Source organism: Paraburkholderia sp. HP33-1 (assembly GCF_021390595.1).
GTDB lineage: Bacteria > Pseudomonadota > Gammaproteobacteria > Burkholderiales > Burkholderiaceae > Paraburkholderia.
The window spans coordinates 642217-657248 of sequence record NZ_JAJEJR010000002.1; the positions used below are offsets into that span (position 1 = coordinate 642217).

14 protein-coding genes are annotated in these 15032 nt (G+C 64.8%); 10 read left to right on the forward strand and 4 right to left on the reverse strand.

Features of this window, described 5'->3' with window-relative positions; genetic code table 11:
• Positions 1–13: 13 nt before the first annotated feature.
• From L0U81_RS18945 to L0U81_RS18990, 10 genes are all read left to right on the forward strand, one after another.
• Complete coding sequence (locus tag L0U81_RS18945) at positions 14–1735, forward strand: GspE/PulE family protein (RefSeq protein ID WP_233805060.1); 1722 nt, start codon at positions 14–16, stop codon at positions 1733–1735.
• Entirely contained in the window at positions 1716–2624 is a 909-nt protein-coding gene (locus L0U81_RS18950; RefSeq protein WP_233805061.1) for a hypothetical protein, read from the forward strand. Before L0U81_RS18945 ends, L0U81_RS18950 begins: the two co-directional genes overlap by 20 nt.
• Positions 2621–3151 carry a PilN domain-containing protein gene (locus L0U81_RS18955; protein ID WP_233805062.1) on the forward strand — a complete coding sequence of 177 codons (531 nt, stop codon included), beginning with the start codon at positions 2621–2623 and terminating at the stop codon, positions 3149–3151. The genes L0U81_RS18950 and L0U81_RS18955 overlap by 4 nt, the downstream gene beginning before the upstream one ends.
• Positions 3148–3714, forward strand: a complete 567-nt coding sequence (locus L0U81_RS18960; RefSeq protein ID WP_233805063.1) for a hypothetical protein — start codon at positions 3148–3150, stop codon at positions 3712–3714. The genes L0U81_RS18955 and L0U81_RS18960 overlap by 4 nt, the downstream gene beginning before the upstream one ends.
• Complete coding sequence (locus tag L0U81_RS18965) at positions 3711–4331, forward strand: hypothetical protein (RefSeq protein ID WP_233805064.1); 621 nt, start codon at positions 3711–3713, stop codon at positions 4329–4331. Before L0U81_RS18960 ends, L0U81_RS18965 begins: the two co-directional genes overlap by 4 nt.
• On the forward strand, positions 4332–6647 hold the full coding sequence (locus L0U81_RS18970; protein WP_233805065.1) for a type IV pilus secretin PilQ: 2316 nt from the start codon (positions 4332–4334) through the stop codon (positions 6645–6647). It abuts the gene before it with no gap.
• A 3-nt stretch (positions 6648–6650) separates the two neighbouring features.
• Positions 6651–7241, forward strand: coding sequence for a type II secretion system protein (locus tag L0U81_RS18975; protein WP_233805066.1), 591 nt, complete (start codon positions 6651–6653; stop codon positions 7239–7241).
• 20 nt (positions 7242–7261) lie between these two features.
• Positions 7262–7657 carry a type II secretion system protein gene (locus tag L0U81_RS18980; RefSeq protein WP_233805067.1) on the forward strand — a complete coding sequence of 132 codons (396 nt, stop codon included), beginning with the start codon at positions 7262–7264 and terminating at the stop codon, positions 7655–7657.
• Positions 7654–8274, forward strand: a complete 621-nt coding sequence (locus tag L0U81_RS18985; RefSeq protein ID WP_442793431.1) for a type II secretion system protein — start codon at positions 7654–7656, stop codon at positions 8272–8274. Before L0U81_RS18980 ends, L0U81_RS18985 begins: the two co-directional genes overlap by 4 nt.
• A 263-nt stretch (positions 8275–8537) precedes the next feature.
• Positions 8538–9902 (forward strand): sigma-54 dependent transcriptional regulator, encoded by a 1365-nt coding sequence (locus L0U81_RS18990; protein ID WP_233805068.1) that lies wholly within the window; start codon positions 8538–8540, stop codon positions 9900–9902.
• A gap of 17 nt (positions 9903–9919) precedes the next feature.
• Here L0U81_RS18990 and L0U81_RS18995 read toward each other — a convergent pair whose 3' ends face one another.
• The 4 genes from L0U81_RS18995 to L0U81_RS19010 are packed head-to-tail and all read right to left on the reverse strand — an operon-like array spanning position 9920 to position 14843.
• Positions 9920–11473, reverse strand: a complete 1554-nt coding sequence (locus L0U81_RS18995) for a TolC family protein (protein ID WP_233805069.1) — start codon at positions 11471–11473, stop codon at positions 9920–9922.
• The gene (locus L0U81_RS19000) at positions 11460–13523 is read right to left on the reverse strand and encodes an FUSC family protein (RefSeq protein WP_442793432.1); all 2064 of its coding nucleotides are present in this window, start codon (positions 13521–13523) and stop codon (positions 11460–11462) included. The genes L0U81_RS18995 and L0U81_RS19000 overlap by 14 nt, the downstream gene beginning before the upstream one ends.
• Positions 13504–14553, reverse strand: a complete 1050-nt coding sequence (gene mdtN / locus L0U81_RS19005; protein ID WP_233805070.1) for a multidrug transporter subunit MdtN — start codon at positions 14551–14553, stop codon at positions 13504–13506. Before mdtN ends, L0U81_RS19000 begins: the two co-directional genes overlap by 20 nt.
• The gene (locus L0U81_RS19010; protein WP_442793433.1) at positions 14550–14843 is read right to left on the reverse strand and encodes a hypothetical protein; all 294 of its coding nucleotides are present in this window, start codon (positions 14841–14843) and stop codon (positions 14550–14552) included. Before L0U81_RS19010 ends, mdtN begins: the two co-directional genes overlap by 4 nt.
• Positions 14844–15032 lie beyond the last annotated feature (189 nt).

Sequence of the window (15032 nt, forward strand, 5' to 3'; positions counted from 1 at the left end):
AGGCGAGGGCGTCATGGACACGGCGAGCATCGCGAACGGCATCGATGGCACAGGCAGCGTCGATCTGCGCGACGCGTTGCGCGCGCTCGCCGAGCGGCACGGCTCCGGCATACGCGCGCTCGAAAACCTGTACGCGCAAACGCCCGCCAGCCCCGACGAAGTGCTCGCGCAACTCGCCGCGCAGTTTCACCTGCGGCCCTTCACGATGCGGCAGCTGAACGGTCTGCAGCCGGACTTCGATATCGTGCCGTTCGTCGAGGCGACGGCGCGTATGTCCATCTGCTTTCGCGATCCGGATGAGGAGCGTGGCCTGCTGTTCGTGATCGCCGATCCGCTCGACCGGCGCACGCGCGGCAGCATCGAGCAGCGTATGCGTGCGCGGCCCACCGTGCCTTACCGATGGGCGCTCGCGAGCGTCGGCGATATCACCGCCTGGCTGGCGGTGCGCGAGAAAGACGTGCGCGCGATGGACTCGCTCGCGTTCGACCAGACGAGCCAGCATGCTGTCGATCCCGCATCGCTCGCGCTGACGTTGCAAGGTATCAGCAACGACGACAGCGCGGTCGTGCGCCTGCTCAATTCGACGATCTACGACGCGCTCAAGATGATGGCGAGCGACATTCACCTCGAATGCCGCGCCAATGGCTTGATGATCAAATGCCGCGTGGATGGCGTGCTGACCGTGGTGGGACGCGTCGAAGGGCGCGATGTCGCCGATCAGGTGCTGTCGCGCGTGAAGGTCATTTCCGAACTCGATATTGCCGAGCGGCGCGTGCCGCAGGACGGCCGCTTCAAGGCGGTCTATGCAGGCCGCGAAATCGATTTTCGTGTGTCGATCATGCCCAACCAGTTCGGCGAAGACGCGGTGCTGCGGATTCTCGACCGTTATCAGCTGTCGCAGGCATCGGGCGGGTTGACGCTCGAAGCGCTGGGTTTCCAGCAGGAAGACGCGCGCTTCATGCGCACGGTCGCCGCGATGCCGTACGGCATGCTGCTCGTGACGGGACCGACGGGCAGCGGCAAGACCACGACGCTCTACGCGATCCTCACCGAAATCAACGATGGCCTCGAAAAGATCGTGACCATCGAAGATCCCGTCGAGTATCAGTTGGGCGACATCCTGCAGATTCCCGTCAACGAGGCGAAGGGGCTGACCTTCGCGCGCGGGCTTCGCTCGATCTTGCGTCACGATCCAGACAAGATCATGGTCGGCGAGATCCGCGATCCGGAGACGGCACAAATCGCGGTACAAGCCGCATTGACGGGCCACCAGGTCTTCACCACCGTTCACGCGAACAACGTGTTCGACGTGATCGGGCGCTTCACGAATATGGAAGTCGATCCGTACAGCTTCGTTTCCGCGCTGAACGGTGTCGTCGCGCAGCGGCTATTGAGGCAATGCTGTCCCGATTGCGTCACTGAAGACACCATCAGCGCTGATACCTTGCGGCGCTCGGCCATCGATCCCGATACGGCGGGAGAGTATCTGTTCCGGCGCGGTACCGGTTGTGCCGCATGCCGGGGCAGCGGCTATCGCGGGCGTCGTGCGATCGCTGAGGCATTGCGGATGGACGACGAGTTACGGCAACTGCTGTCGGAACGCGCACCGCTCACGCAGATCAAGGCGGCCGCGATGCGTCAGGGTATGAAGACGCTGCGCGGCTCGGCGATCAGGCTTGTGCGGCAGGGCGAAACGACCTTGGAGGAGATCAATCGTGTCACCATGGTCGAATGAATCGTCGGGCGCGCGTATCAACATCGGTGTCGGTACGCGCGAGATTGCCGTGGGACCGCGTGCATCACGCTGGACGTGGATGCGCAAATCCACGCCCACGTCCGGACCGTTCTGCGTGCCGATGCCTGAAGCGCAATGCTTCACCGAAGCAGGCGTATTCAATGGATTGCGTGCCGCGCTGGATCCAGCGCCGGACAAGGAGGCGCCACATGAAAACCGGGCTCCTGCGCACATACGCGGCGCACATATCGTGCTCGACGACTTCTGGGGCAATCACGCGATACTGCGCGGCGACTTCCGCTCGTTGCGCGCAAGAGAGGTTGACGAGGTCGCGCGTGCTCATTTCGTTGACGCCTACGGTGTCGACGCCGAGGAGATCGTGGTGCGCGCGTCCGTGCAGCGCGGCGGCCGCGCGGTGTTCGCGAGTGCGCTGCCGCGTACGCTGGCGGAAGGGATTCGCGAGGCGGGCGCGTCGGCCGGCGTCGGCGTCCGGACGTTGAAACTGTGTCTGCCTGAAATGCTCAACCGCGCGCTCGACAAGATGCCGCGGGCGAGCGCGATGCTGATCTTCGCCACGGATGCACTGATGCAGTCCGTACTGATCGAGCCCGGGGGCTGGGTCGGTTATGACGCGCAGCGGTTGTTCGCTGGCGACGCATGTGATCCGCAACAGATCGCCGTACTCGCAGAGCAGGCTTTCGAGCGCTGCGCGGAACGGACGACAGTGAGACGCGACGAGTGCGAGCTCAGCCTGTATGGCTTCGATATCGATCCTGCACCGTTGAAAGCGTGCTTTGCGATCGTGACGGCGCTCGCTTCGCCCGTTGTCAATATGGATGACGACACGGGTGAGAGTTTCGCCCGCCGTTTGCTGGAGTACGCGCAATGATCAGCTCGCTCGATATCGACTTCGCTCGCAACGGGCCGCGTATCGCACCGGCCGGTCTGCTCCTGCTCTGCGTTGCGCTCGCGCTAGTGCTCGTAAGCGGTGTGCGTCTCTGGCAAGCCTATGACGAGAACGCCGAGATGCAAACGCGAGTGGACGAAGAGCGCCACCGTTCGTTCGCAAAGTCCCATCCCGTCAAGAAGCAGGCGACACCCGCCGCGTTGCTCGCCGAAAAGCAAAACCTCGCGGTGCTGCGGGAACTGACAGTGCCGTGGCAAGACTTGCTGTCAATCGTCGAAGACTATCCGGAGCATGATGTCGCGCTGATCGGTATCGACCAGAACCCGGTGCAGAGCCAGGTCCGTATCACGGCTGAGGCGAAGAACTTCGACTCGATGATTGCGTACCTGCGCTATCTGCAATCGAGCAAGCTGCTGCGCGAGGCGGTACTCAACGATCAACAGGTCGAAGCGAATGTGCCGGGCACACCCGTGCGCTTTCAGATCACCGCTGTCTGGAGCCGATCATGAATCCCGGCGCGCTGCGTGAACACCTTCTGACCTTGCGCTTCGAACTGACCCGCCGCTTCGGTCTGCCTGGCCTAGCGGGTGTCGTGCTGCTGTGCGCGGCGGCCGTCGTGGCGAACAGCACGGTGCGCATGCGCAGCGATACGCGTGAGCTCTCGATTGACGCGCGGCCCGTGCACGCCGCGAACAAACCCCATGTGACCGACGATGCCGGTCCGCGCACCGACGCCGCGATGCTGGAGACGTTGCCCGGTCTGTTCCCGCGCTTCGCGCACAGTGCGGACGATATCGCTGTCATCCTCGCCCATGCCCGCGAAAGCAATCTGTCGATCGGTTCCGCCGACTATCTGGTGGTCGCCGATTCCGGCGGACGTTACATGCGCTATCAGATGCTGCTGCCCGTCAAGGATCAGTACGGCACGATCCGCCGCTTCCTTGCCTCGGTGCTGAACAGCGTGCCGAATGCCGCGTTGCGCGAGATTCATGTCGAACGGCCGGCTGTCGACGGCAATGTGCTCGATGCGCGGGTTCGCTTCGAGCTCGTCTATCGGACCGCACAGCCATGAAAAGCGCTTTCATTCGCCGCACCGTGCTCGGCCTGTGCCTGATCGCGACGATCGCGCTGGTGGTCAAGGAATGGCATACGTCGCGCGGGACGTCCACGGCGTTGGCGGCGGTGAACCTCAATCGTCCGGGCAGCGTGCTGCCGGCTTCCGCCACGCGCGATCCCGCGGCGGACCATGGAAGTGCGCAGGGGGCGAAGAAGACGGCACAAGCTGCGAGCGCGAGTGCCCCCAAGGCGCCGGACACACCGAACGCAGCAGACACGGCCAGCGACAAACTCGCGGCCTTGCGCAAGCCAATGTCGCTCGAATCGCGCAGCAACCCGTTTGCCGCGTCGTCATGGCTGCCGCCGCCGCCGCCCGTGGTGCAGGCCCCGCCCGAACCTCCGCCGCCGCCAACCGCGCCGCCGGTGCCTTATGTGTATCTCGGCAAGCTGGATAGCTCGACGCTCAAGCCGCAAGTTTTCTTGAGGAGCGGCGATCAGTTGCTGATCGTGTCGCAGGGCGAAGTTGTCGAGGGACAGTATCGCGTCGAGTCGATCTCTGATACCGACATCGTGCTGACCTATCTGCCTTTGAACCAGAGGCAGGTCATCTCCATGCAAAGCGAAGGAAAATAAATGAAGGCCGCATGCAGCCGCGATCGGAGCCGCAACGGGGAAAGCGACTCGCCTGAGCGCTATCCGTCAGCTTCGACGTCCCACACACGTGGTTCCACCGGGCTGGCGCTCACGAAGCGCCAGGCCGCGGGCATCGCATTGGCCGTGCTGGCGCTATACGGTTGCGCGACACCTACGCGTCAGACCGAGCCCACCAACGCGCAATTGCAGCTCGACTATATGCACGATCGGGACGCGCGCGTGAATGCGCTGCTCGACGAAGCGGACGGGTACCGCGCAAGCTACCAGTACGATCTCGCGGCGCAGAAGCTCGGCCAGGCCTACGAAATCGATCCGACGAGCGAGCGGGGCCGCAAGATCGGCGCGGCGGTCGATCGCGACCGGCGCGACCTCACGGCATTGCAGGAAGCCGACCGCATGATGCAGCGCGGCTCGTACACGCTCGCTGAAGAGCGAGTGCATCGCGTGCTGGTGCAGAACCCGACCAATCCGATGGCGCAGCAGATGCTCAGGGACATTCAGGACAAGCGCAATCAGCAGCGCGCACTGAAGGAGGAGAAAGTGGCCTCGTCGTCGATCATGCGCACGCCCGTCTCGCTGCAGTTTCGCGATGCCAATGTGCGCATGGTGTTCGAAGCGCTGTCAAAAACGACGGGTCTCAATGTGATTTTCGATCGCGACGTGCGCGCCGACCTGAAGACGACGATCTTCGTCACGAACGCGACGCTGCAGGACACCGTCGACATGATCCTGATGCAGAGCCAGCTCGACAAGAAGCAACTGAACGCGAATACGCTCTTTATCTACCCGGCGACGCCGGCGAAGCAACTGGAGTATCAGGAACTGAAGGTGCGCACGTTCCAGCTCTCGAATGTCGATGCAAAACAGATCCAGGGCTTGCTGAAGAGCCTGCTCAAGCTCAAGGAGGTGGTGACCGACGAGCGCGCGAATACTGTCACGATACGCGGCACGCCCGATACGATCCGCGTGGCCGAGGAAATGATCGCCGCGCAGGATATTCCCGAGCCCGAGGTGATGATGGAAGTGCAGGTGCTCGAAGTTTCACACGAGCGCCTGACCGATCTCGGCATCGAATGGCCGAACTCGTTCACCATGTCAACGCCGTCAACCGCTACTACCTGGGGCGATCTGCATCACTTGCCCATCAATGAACTGACCGTGAGCGGGCTGTCCGCGACGGCCAATTTCAAGTTGACCGATACCGACGCCGACCTGCTCGCCAGTCCGCGCATCCGCGCGCGCAACAAGGAAAAGGCGCGCATCCTGATCGGCGACAAGGTGCCCGTGATTTCGAGTTCGAGCACGCCAAGCACGAGCGGGCCGTCCTATACGCAGACGGTCCAGTACATCGACGTCGGCATCAAGCTCGAAATCGAGCCGCAGGTCTATCGGGACGGCGACGTGGGCATGAAGCTGAACCTGGAAGTGAGCAATATCACCAATACGATTCAGACGGGCGGCAGTTCGTCAGGGCTGACGACGCTTGCGTATCAGATCGGCACGCGCAACGCCTCGACGAGCCTGCGCTTGCACGACGGCGAGACGCAGATTCTCGGCGGGCTGATTTCCGATAACGACCGGAAGTCGGCGGACAAGGTGCCGGGCCTCGGCCAGTTGCCCGTGCTCGGACGGCTGTTCTCCAATCACAACGGCGATCGTGTGAAGACCGAAATCGTGCTGCAGATCACGCCGCATATCGTGCGTCCGCAGACGGCCCCCGATGCGGATACGCAGGAAGTCTGGTCGGGCACCGACGTCAACGTGCACGCGGACCAGTTGCGGCTCGACCCGGTCGTCGCGGAACTGGAGCCGGCGACGCCTCATCCCGTGGTCACCAGGCCGGGCAGCGTGGGCGGCGGCACCACGGAAGGCGCGCCGGGCGCCACGCCGCACAGCGGCACGCAGAGCCAGCCGACGACTTCGACGCCCGCGAGCGCGTTCGGCCAGCCGCCCGCGCAGCCGCGCACGACGCCGCCGCCCCAGCCATTTGGCGGCCGGTATTCGACCTTGCCCGCGCTGCCGGCGCCGACCACGAAAGTCGCCGAGCCACCCGCCGATCAAGGTGCGGGCGCAGCGCCGTCGGGCAGCGATGGTGCCAATGCCAATGCCAATGCCGAGGGCGGCGCGGCGCAGAACAGTAGCGCAGCGCCAGTTGCGCAAGCGGCGGTTTCCGCAGCGCCCACAGAGCCCGCCGCGCCCGCCGCACCGGCTACGCCGCCGCCGATACTCGTGATGCCGCCTGGCGACATGTCCAGCGACAACCCGCTGCGCCCGGTCCAGAACGGCGGGTACTAGACGATGTTCGGCCTCGCGTGTTTCGATCAAGGCTTCGACCGCGTGCGCCACACGCGCCAAGCGGCGTCGCGCGGCTTTACGCTGATCGAGCTCGTGGTCACGCTGGCGCTCGTTGGAATTCTGGCGCTCGCCGTCGTGCCGTTTTCCCAGTTGATCGTGCAGCGCGAGAAGGAACAGCAGTTGAGCGCCGCGTTGCGCGAGATCCGCACGGCACTCGATGCGTACAAGGAAGCGAGCGATGTCGGTCTGATCGACCGTGAGGCGGACGCGTCCGGCTATCCGCCGTCGCTCACGGTGCTGGTGGACGGCGTGAAGAATGCGAAGGACCCGAAGGGAGGCTTGCTGATGTTCCTGCGCCGCGTGCCGCGCGATCCGTTTTTCGCGGGAGATCCCGACACGCCACCCGAAGACACCTGGAACGTGCGAGCCTTTGGCGAAGCCCCTGCGCATGCCGATGCCAGCGGCACCGACAGCGATACCGATAGCAGTAGCAGCGATTCTTCCGGACCCGACGTGGCGGGCAAGGACGTGTTCGACGTCACGTCGAAGTCGGATCGCGTCGGCATCAACGGTATTCCTTATCGTCTGTGGTGAGGACAGGGGTGAGCGCGGCCATGAAACGTATCGATACACGCCGGCGCTGCGTTGGCTTCACGCTGATCGAACTGGTCGTCGTGATGGCGATCATCGGATTGCTGCTGTCGATCGCGCTGCCAAGCTATATGCACAGCATCGACCGGGGCAAGGAACAGGTGCGCGCGCAGAACCTTGCCGTGATGCGCGATGCGATCGACAAGTATTACGGCGATAACGGCGCGTATCCCGATACGCTCGAGGTACTCGTGACGCGTCACTATCTGCGCTCGATTCCTCTTGACCCCGTGAATGGCGACGACAAGTGGGCCGTGGTCGCTTCGCCGGATGAGACGAAGCCCGGCGTCTATGACATCGTGCCCGCGAGCAGCCCGCAGGCGAGCGCGTCGGATGCGGCAGCGGGAGAGGGCAAATGACTGTTGCAGGGTCACGTATGCGCGGCGTGAAACGGGTGGCAATGCGCCCGAAGCGCGAACGCGGTCTCGTGATGCTGACGTTGCTGATCGCACTCCTGCTGCTGTCGATTGCGCTGATGGGCGCACTCGATGTCTGGGCGCTGCAGCGCAGACGCGAGACCGAGCAGCAACTGCTGTTCGTCGGCGATCAATATCGGCTCGCGATACTGCGCTACTACCGCGCGGGACGTACGCTGCCCGCGTCCATCGACGATCTGCTCAACGACACGCGTGTGCCTGTACCGCTGCATCATCTGCGGCGCGCCTATGCGGACCCTGTCACCGGCCAGAACGACTGGGTGCTCATCTATCAGGTGGGGCGGATTGGAGGGCTTCACAGCAGTTCGACGGATGTGCCGATCAAGGTCGCACGTTTTCCACAGCAATATGAGAACTTCGAAGGGCAGCAGAGTTACGCGGACTGGCAGTTCTTCTATCTTCCGCCGATACATCACAATACATCCAGCGCGGACAGCGCTTCCAGACCGGGCAAGCCCGGTTCGATCAACGCGCCCTTCAATCCGATGAATAACGGACTGCCGGGTTTTACCCCGCGCAATCTTGACACGTCCCAGTGACGTGTGATGGCCGGCAGTTGCATTCGGATCGTTCCATCGTCGATTGGCTTTGATTCCCTCTTCAACGTGCGTTCGTGCGTCATGCGGTCTATCGCACATTTCTCGCGCGAAATGCCCTCTGACCGTTGCTCTTCACCCCAATCACCAGACGGTCTTAATCCGTTCTTAAGCCGCATGAGCCGACACTTCTATTACCTTGTACTTCTTCTTGTCGTTGTGACGATCGGGTTTCCTTTCGAATCAAAATAAGACGGAGGCTTGAAATGGATTCGGTCGGAACGAAGCTTTATCACGTTTGCCGCGGCAATCGTGCGCTGCCGCAAGAGTTGCTGCCGTCGAATGGATGGGAAGTGGACCGGATCGATATTGGCGTGCGTACTCGACATCGCGCGCGCGTGGCGGCCGGCACGTTCGGGCTGATCGACTTTGCGTCGATGATATTTCCACGTGATCTGGAAAGGGTAAACGAGGTGCTGTCCGCCCAGGATGTCGGCTGGGTTGCTGCGCTGAAACCAGGCCAGTTGCAAGACATCACAATCCGCTCGGCGGTACGCAGTCATTGCATCAGCTACATCACGGTGCCCACCACGGCCGATGAAATCACGCATGTCGTCGGCCACGCGCGTGGCATGCGCTCGCTGGCTGAACCACCGCCGCCCGCTTCGTGGGATATTCCAGCTGGCGAAATGATCGGTTCGTGCGATGCGATGCGCCAACTTTTTCGCACCATCCGCAAGGTTGCCCCAAGCGATGCATCGGTGTTGATCCAGGGCGAGTCGGGTACCGGCAAGGAATTGACCGCGCTGGCGATCCATCAGCATTCGGCGCGAAGCCAGGCGCCATTTGTCGCGATCAACTGTGGTGCGATCCCCGCTGAACTCGTGACGGCCGAGCTGTTCGGCTATGAGCGCGGGGCGTTCACGGACGCGAATGAGCGCAAGACAGGGCGTATCGAGTTGGCAAACGGCGGCACGGTGTTTCTCGATGAAATAGCTGATCTGCCGATGAAAAGCCAGGCGTGCCTGCTGCGATTTTTGCAGGAGCACACCATCGAGCGATTGGGTTGTACGCGGCCGATCAAGGTCGACGTGAGGATCGTGTGTGCGACACATGTTGATCTGGAGCGCGCGACGCGCGAAGGCCGCTTCCGCGAAGACCTCTATCATCGACTGAGCGTGTTGCAGATCAACGAGCCGCCGCTACGTGCGCGAGGCGCCGATATCGAACTGCTTGCGCTGCACCTGCTCGATCAACTGCGGGCGGACGCTCGCCGCCGGATTCGCGGTTTCTCCGACGACGCCATTCGGGCACTGCGCGCGCATGACTGGCCCGGCAATATTCGGGAAATGAGGAATCGCGTGTGGCGCGCGATCGTGCTGTCCGACAGTTCCGTGATCACGGCAAGCGACCTGGGTCTTGCGCACTATGTCGACGCATGCGCGGTATCGCTCAATCAGGTTCGGCGCAATGCCGAACGGCAGGCGGTGGAAAAAGCATTGCTGCGTAATCGGGGACGAGTCGCGGACGCTGCGCGCGATCTCGACATTTCACGTGTCACGCTGTACCGGCTGCTTGATTTGCCTGGATTCGATTTTGCGTCGTTTCTGGGGGGGCGGTGTCAAGAGTGAAGCGCTGCGGCGGGCGGTCAGTTCATAGGCGCGTCCAACGGTGCGTCGATCGACCCCGTCGCGAGCGCAAGCGCCGCTGCGGCCGACAACGCACCGCTATAGCTGTCCGCGTAGGCATTCTTTGCGGCCAGCAACTGGTTCTGCGCGAGCAGCGCGTCGGTGATCGAGCCGACGCCGTGGCGATAGGCGTCGAACGCGGCGTCGTAGGTCGTCTGCGCGGCGGCGAGCAGTTCCTTCGCCGCGGCGTGCGCGCTCAGGCTTGTTTGCAGCACGTTCTGTGCGCCGACGATCTGCCGTACCGCCTCTTCGCGGCTGTGCGCGAGACGGGTCGACGCGCTATCTGCGTCGTTGCGTGCCTGCGCGAGCACGGCCGAGCGGAAGCCGCCGTCATACAGCGGAATCGACACGCCGAACACCACGTTGCCGCCATAATGGTTGCCGCTCAGATTGACTGTCGGCAATTGCTGGCCGATCCCAGGCACCGCCGAAATCGACGAATTGTTCGTGTTGTACGCCGCCGACGCCGACAGGAACACCTTCGGCTTGAAGTCAGCCTCGGCCGCCTTGATCTTCGCCAGGTTCGCGCGTTCCGCCGCATAGGCGCTCAACACGTCCGGACGCCGCGCGATCGCCGTGGCCACGATCCGCTCGATGGGCTCGTTCATCGCCGGCGATAGCGCGTGGATCGGCATGTCGGCGATCGCCGGTTTGGACAGCGGAGAAATGCCCATCGCGGAGATCAGCGCGAGGTAGCCGTTGCTTTCGGCGCCCTCGGCCTCTACAAGGCCGAGCTTCGCCTGCGCGAGGTTCTGGCGTGCCTGGGCCACTTCGATCACGGTGCCGATCCCGTGCTGATTGCGTAATTGCGCGGCGGTGAGGATCGCGTCGGCGTTCCCGACACTTTGCTTCGCGGTGCCGAGGCGCGCGCGTGCGCTCTGGTACGTGTAGAACGCAACGCTGACGTCGTAGATCACCTGCTGATGCGCCGCGGTGAAGCCGATGTTGGCGATCACCGAGGCCTGCGACGCCGCTTCGACACGCGCGGCGCGTCCGCCGAAATCGAACAGCAGCCACTGCAGCGACAGCACCGAGGTCACGCCACGCGTCTCGCCGCTGATCGACGATTGACCGAGCTGCGACGTCTCGGAAGTCGATCCGCCCGTGTAGTGCGCCATCGCCGCGACCGACAACTGCGGCAGATAGGCGCTCTTCGCAATGCCGGCCGCGAGCGCCACATTGCGCGCATCGTTCCACGCGATGCGGGTCAGCGGATTGGCCGATTCCGCCATGTCGATCAGCTCGGGCAGCGCATACGCGTGCGCGGGATCGAGCGCGGGTGGCGGCGGCACGGCGGCGAGCGCGGGATTGGCGGGCAACTGGTAGCGGGACGTCGTCGCCGTCGCTGCACCCGGCGCGTGCGCGCCCGGCACGATTGCACCCGTCGCATCGGTTTGCGGCTGCCACGGTCTCGCGGGGCCGTCGGGCGCCATGTCGAGCGATGAAGTCGCGCATCCGGTCAAGCCTGCCGCGGCGAAGATCGCCAACGCGATGGGCGGGTTAAGCCGGCGCATGATTCGACCATTCCTTTGCCGCGTCGTCCGACGCTGCGCGTTCGAGTTCGCCAAGGCGCGCGTCGCCGAGGCTTTGCAGCGCGGCGCTTGCCGCGTCGGTTGCGACATCGGGCGCAGGCCGCTGCGTGGGAGCCTCGGCATCGGTGCGAACCGGTTGCCCATGCGCGGCGGCCGTCAGCCGTTGCAGCCAGCCGCCGATCGTCGCGGCTGCGGGCCGCCGTTCGGCGAGCAGCAGCATCGGCACTTCGAGCGCGGCGAATCCGGCCAGTTCGTGGTGGCGCGCAGCGAGCCACTGCGGTTCCGGTCGCACCCACGACGGTTCGTAGTGCATCAGCGCGAGATCCTCGCGCAGCGCGCCGCCGCGGGCCAACGCGCTCGCCGCTTCGGCGCGTCGCGTGTCGGCGTCCCCAGGCGCTGCAAGCCGTGCCCATTGCTCGCGCAGCCCGGTCAGCGCCAGTTCGACGCGCGCGGCGATGCTGACCGGCCACACGCGCGTGAACACCAGATAGACGACCACGTTGCCGATCAGGATGCCGATCGTGCGATCTCGCGCGATCGTCAGATCGAAGGCGGGCGCCGCGCCCTGGACCACGCAGAGGAAGAACGCGAACGCGATCTGAAAACCCGCATACGAAATGCGCGGCGAGCCGAACGCGACCCACGCCGACAAGCCCGCGCCGATCAGCACGACGGCCATCAACTCGACGATCGACGTCAGCGCGGGCATCACGAAGACGATCGCGGCGGTGCCGGCGAGCGCGCCGACGATACAGCCGGCGATGCGCAGCGCCAGCTTCTCGACGGTCTCCGCGGTGGTGCCGAGCGAGACGATGTAGACAGTGATGAAGCAGGTGTGGATGCCGGGCCAGTCGAGCTGCGAATACAGCAGATAGCAGAACATCGCCGCGACGGTAGTCTTCAGCGCGTAGCGGACGTGCTCGGGATTCGTGAACGCGTCGGCGGCGAAGAAGCCGGCGCGCGGGGGGGCGGGCGCCGGTTGCGAGGGGGCATGCGTGGCCTGGGATTCGGCTTCGGGCTCGACCTTGGGCTCTGCAAAGCGCGTGATCGCGTCGTGCAGCGTGTCGGCCACCGCGCGTGCGAGCGGAGTCAGCGGCTCCGATGCGGGCAGGGGCAGCTCGATTTCGACCGGGTAGCCGCCGGCGTCGAGCATGCGCGCCATCTCCTCCAGCGTCGTCGCGATCGGCTCGACGAACGACGCCGGCAGCCGCGCCGAAGCTTCGCCGCACGCGAGATCGACCGCGGCCAGCAGCGTGACGCTCGACGCCGCGGCGCGTTCGAGCGCGGCGACATCGGCTCGTCGTGACGATCCTTCCAGCGCCGACATCTTGAGCCGCTTGCCGATCTCTGCGTTGCCCTCGCGCAGCGCCGCGTTGAGCGCGTCGCGCGTGGCGTCGGGTTCGCGCAGACCGCGCGCGGCGAGACGCAGGCGTTCGGCCATATCGCGCGCGGCGAGCCGCCGTGGCGACGGCGCGCACGCGACACTCACTGCGATCGACATAGCGGCCGGAATCGCGATAAACAGCCACGCATAGAGTAGCCCGCGCGTCGCCAGTTCGCCGACCGGCACGAGCCCGAGTTCATCGAGCGCAAAGCCGACGATCATCGCGACGATGGCGCCCACGGGCCGCAGCTTGCTTGCCGACGTCACGAACAGCAGCCCCGCGGACAGCAAGGCCATGGCCGCGAGGCGCAACGGTGGAAAGTCGACCACGACGATGGCCACGGCCAGCACGAGCCCGATGACGAAGCTGACGAGCACCAGAAGCGCCACGCCGGTCACGACGCTGGCGGTCCGGTCGGGCCGGATCATGAAGAACACCACGTAGGCCGACAGCGCCGCATCGGGTGTGCCGTACGCGCTCGTCACCCATACCGTCAGCGCGCAGATCAGCGCGACGCGTGCCGCGATCGCGGCGCGTCCGGGGAAAGGCGCGAGCAGCTTCAAAAGCTCCGCGACGCCGGGCCGCGACAGACGCCCGACGCCGCCGGCGACCGCCGCGCCCGGCATGTCAGCGGCAGGCCGCGCCATGCCTCACCTCGACGATCGCGCTCGCGCCGACCCGCACCAGCCGCTCGGCCGGTTCGTCGAGCAGCACGCGCACCGGGAAGCGCTGCGCGACGCGCACCCAGTTCACCGAGGACTGCACGATCGGCAGCGTGCGCGGCAGGTTGATCCGATCGGTATCGGCGACTCCCGCGCTGATGCCGACGACCTTGCCGTGCATCGGCTGGCTGCGGTCGATCATCGAATAGACGGTCGCGCAATCGCCCGGCGCGATCCGCGAGAGCGCGCCTTCGCGGAAGTTCGCGACCGCGAACCATTCGTCCGCGTGGACGAGTGTGAAGAGCGACTGATCCGGTGCGACCGTTTCGCCGGCCAGCACCAACAGGCCGGTCACGTAGCCGTTGTGCGGCGCGCGCACCACCGTTTCGTCGAGGTTGTGCTGCGCGAGCGCGAGCGCGGCTTCGCGCGCGTGCACGGTGGCGATCGCATCGGCATCGTCGCCGATCGTCTGGGCGCTCGCCTGCTTCTGCTCGCGGGCCTGTCTGAGCGACAGCTCGGCTTCGCGCTGCGCGACCTGCGCCTGATCGAGTTGCTGGGCCGGCACGTAGCCTTTCGCCGCGAGCGGTGCGAGGCGCTCGACGTTGCGCGTCGCGAGCTCGTAGCTATGCGCCGCCTTGCTGGCCTGATCGCCGGCAACGGATGCATTGGCTCGTTCGCTCGTGATGACCTTACGCCGTGAATCGAGCGCGGCGCGCGCGAGCTCGAGATCGGCCTGGGTCTGCGCGACCAACAGGCGGTACGGCACTGGATCGATTTCGAACAGCAGGTCGCCTTGCGCGACCCGCTGGTTCTCGTGCACCGCGAGCCTGACGATGCGGCCGCCGACCGGCGTCGCGATGTGCACGACGTCGGCGTCGATCGTCGCATCGTCTGTCGAGGGGAAACGCGTCGCGCGGTCGTATGCGAAATACGCGGCCGCGAGGCCAATCAGGATGATCGCGGCGGCGATCAGGCGGCCTTTGAGCGGAGCCTTCGATTTGCCAGCCATTTTCATAGCAGATGTCCTGTGCCCGAGAGCCAGACCAGCACCGCGATCGTGAACCCGATCGCGAGGCAGACGGAAAGCTGAAGCGGCACGATCAGTACCCAGCCGGTGGCGACGAAAAGGCGATGGGCGATCAGCGCGCCGAGCAGACCGAGCACGCCGCCGAGCAGCCACAAGGGAAAGTACGCGCCAAAGATTTCGAACGACGGCGCGCCGTGCAGCGCGCATCCGGCCAGCAACAGGCTCGGGGTGGCGATGACCGCCAGACGCTGGGTGCCGCGCATAGCTTGCTTTGTCATACGTTCTAGGCCGAGCTGGGCATCGCCGCAGCGACAGGATCGTCGTGCGTTGCGAGAATCGCAATACGTGAAGGGGACTTTACCAGCACAAAACGGCTAGTTGGCGAGTCCCAGGTACTGTATCGCCTCCATAAATACACCAGGAGCGCGGCATAAAAAAGGGGAGGAGGGTGCTGCTTGCTGGCAGAA

Coding starts and splice junctions, on each gene's coding strand:
- L0U81_RS18945 (WP_233805060.1), top strand. CDS start 14: ATGGACACGGCGAGCATCGCGAACGGCATCGATGGCACAGGCAGCGTC.
- L0U81_RS18955 (WP_233805062.1), top strand. CDS start 2,621: ATGATCAGCTCGCTCGATATCGACTTCGCTCGCAACGGGCCGCGTATC.
- L0U81_RS18960 (WP_233805063.1), top strand. CDS start 3,148: ATGAATCCCGGCGCGCTGCGTGAACACCTTCTGACCTTGCGCTTCGAA.
- L0U81_RS18965 (WP_233805064.1), top strand. CDS start 3,711: ATGAAAAGCGCTTTCATTCGCCGCACCGTGCTCGGCCTGTGCCTGATC.
- L0U81_RS18970 (WP_233805065.1), top strand. CDS start 4,332: ATGAAGGCCGCATGCAGCCGCGATCGGAGCCGCAACGGGGAAAGCGAC.
- L0U81_RS18975 (WP_233805066.1), top strand. CDS start 6,651: ATGTTCGGCCTCGCGTGTTTCGATCAAGGCTTCGACCGCGTGCGCCAC.
- L0U81_RS18980 (WP_233805067.1), top strand. CDS start 7,262: ATGAAACGTATCGATACACGCCGGCGCTGCGTTGGCTTCACGCTGATC.
- L0U81_RS18985 (WP_442793431.1), top strand. CDS start 7,654: ATGACTGTTGCAGGGTCACGTATGCGCGGCGTGAAACGGGTGGCAATG.
- L0U81_RS18990 (WP_233805068.1), top strand. CDS start 8,538: ATGGATTCGGTCGGAACGAAGCTTTATCACGTTTGCCGCGGCAATCGT.
- L0U81_RS18995 (WP_233805069.1), bottom strand. CDS start 11,473: ATGCGCCGGCTTAACCCGCCCATCGCGTTGGCGATCTTCGCCGCGGCA.
- L0U81_RS19000 (WP_442793432.1), bottom strand. CDS start 13,523: ATGGCGCGGCCTGCCGCTGACATGCCGGGCGCGGCGGTCGCCGGCGGC.
- mdtN (WP_233805070.1), bottom strand. CDS start 14,553: ATGAAAATGGCTGGCAAATCGAAGGCTCCGCTCAAAGGCCGCCTGATC.
- L0U81_RS19010 (WP_442793433.1), bottom strand. CDS start 14,843: ATGACAAAGCAAGCTATGCGCGGCACCCAGCGTCTGGCGGTCATCGCC.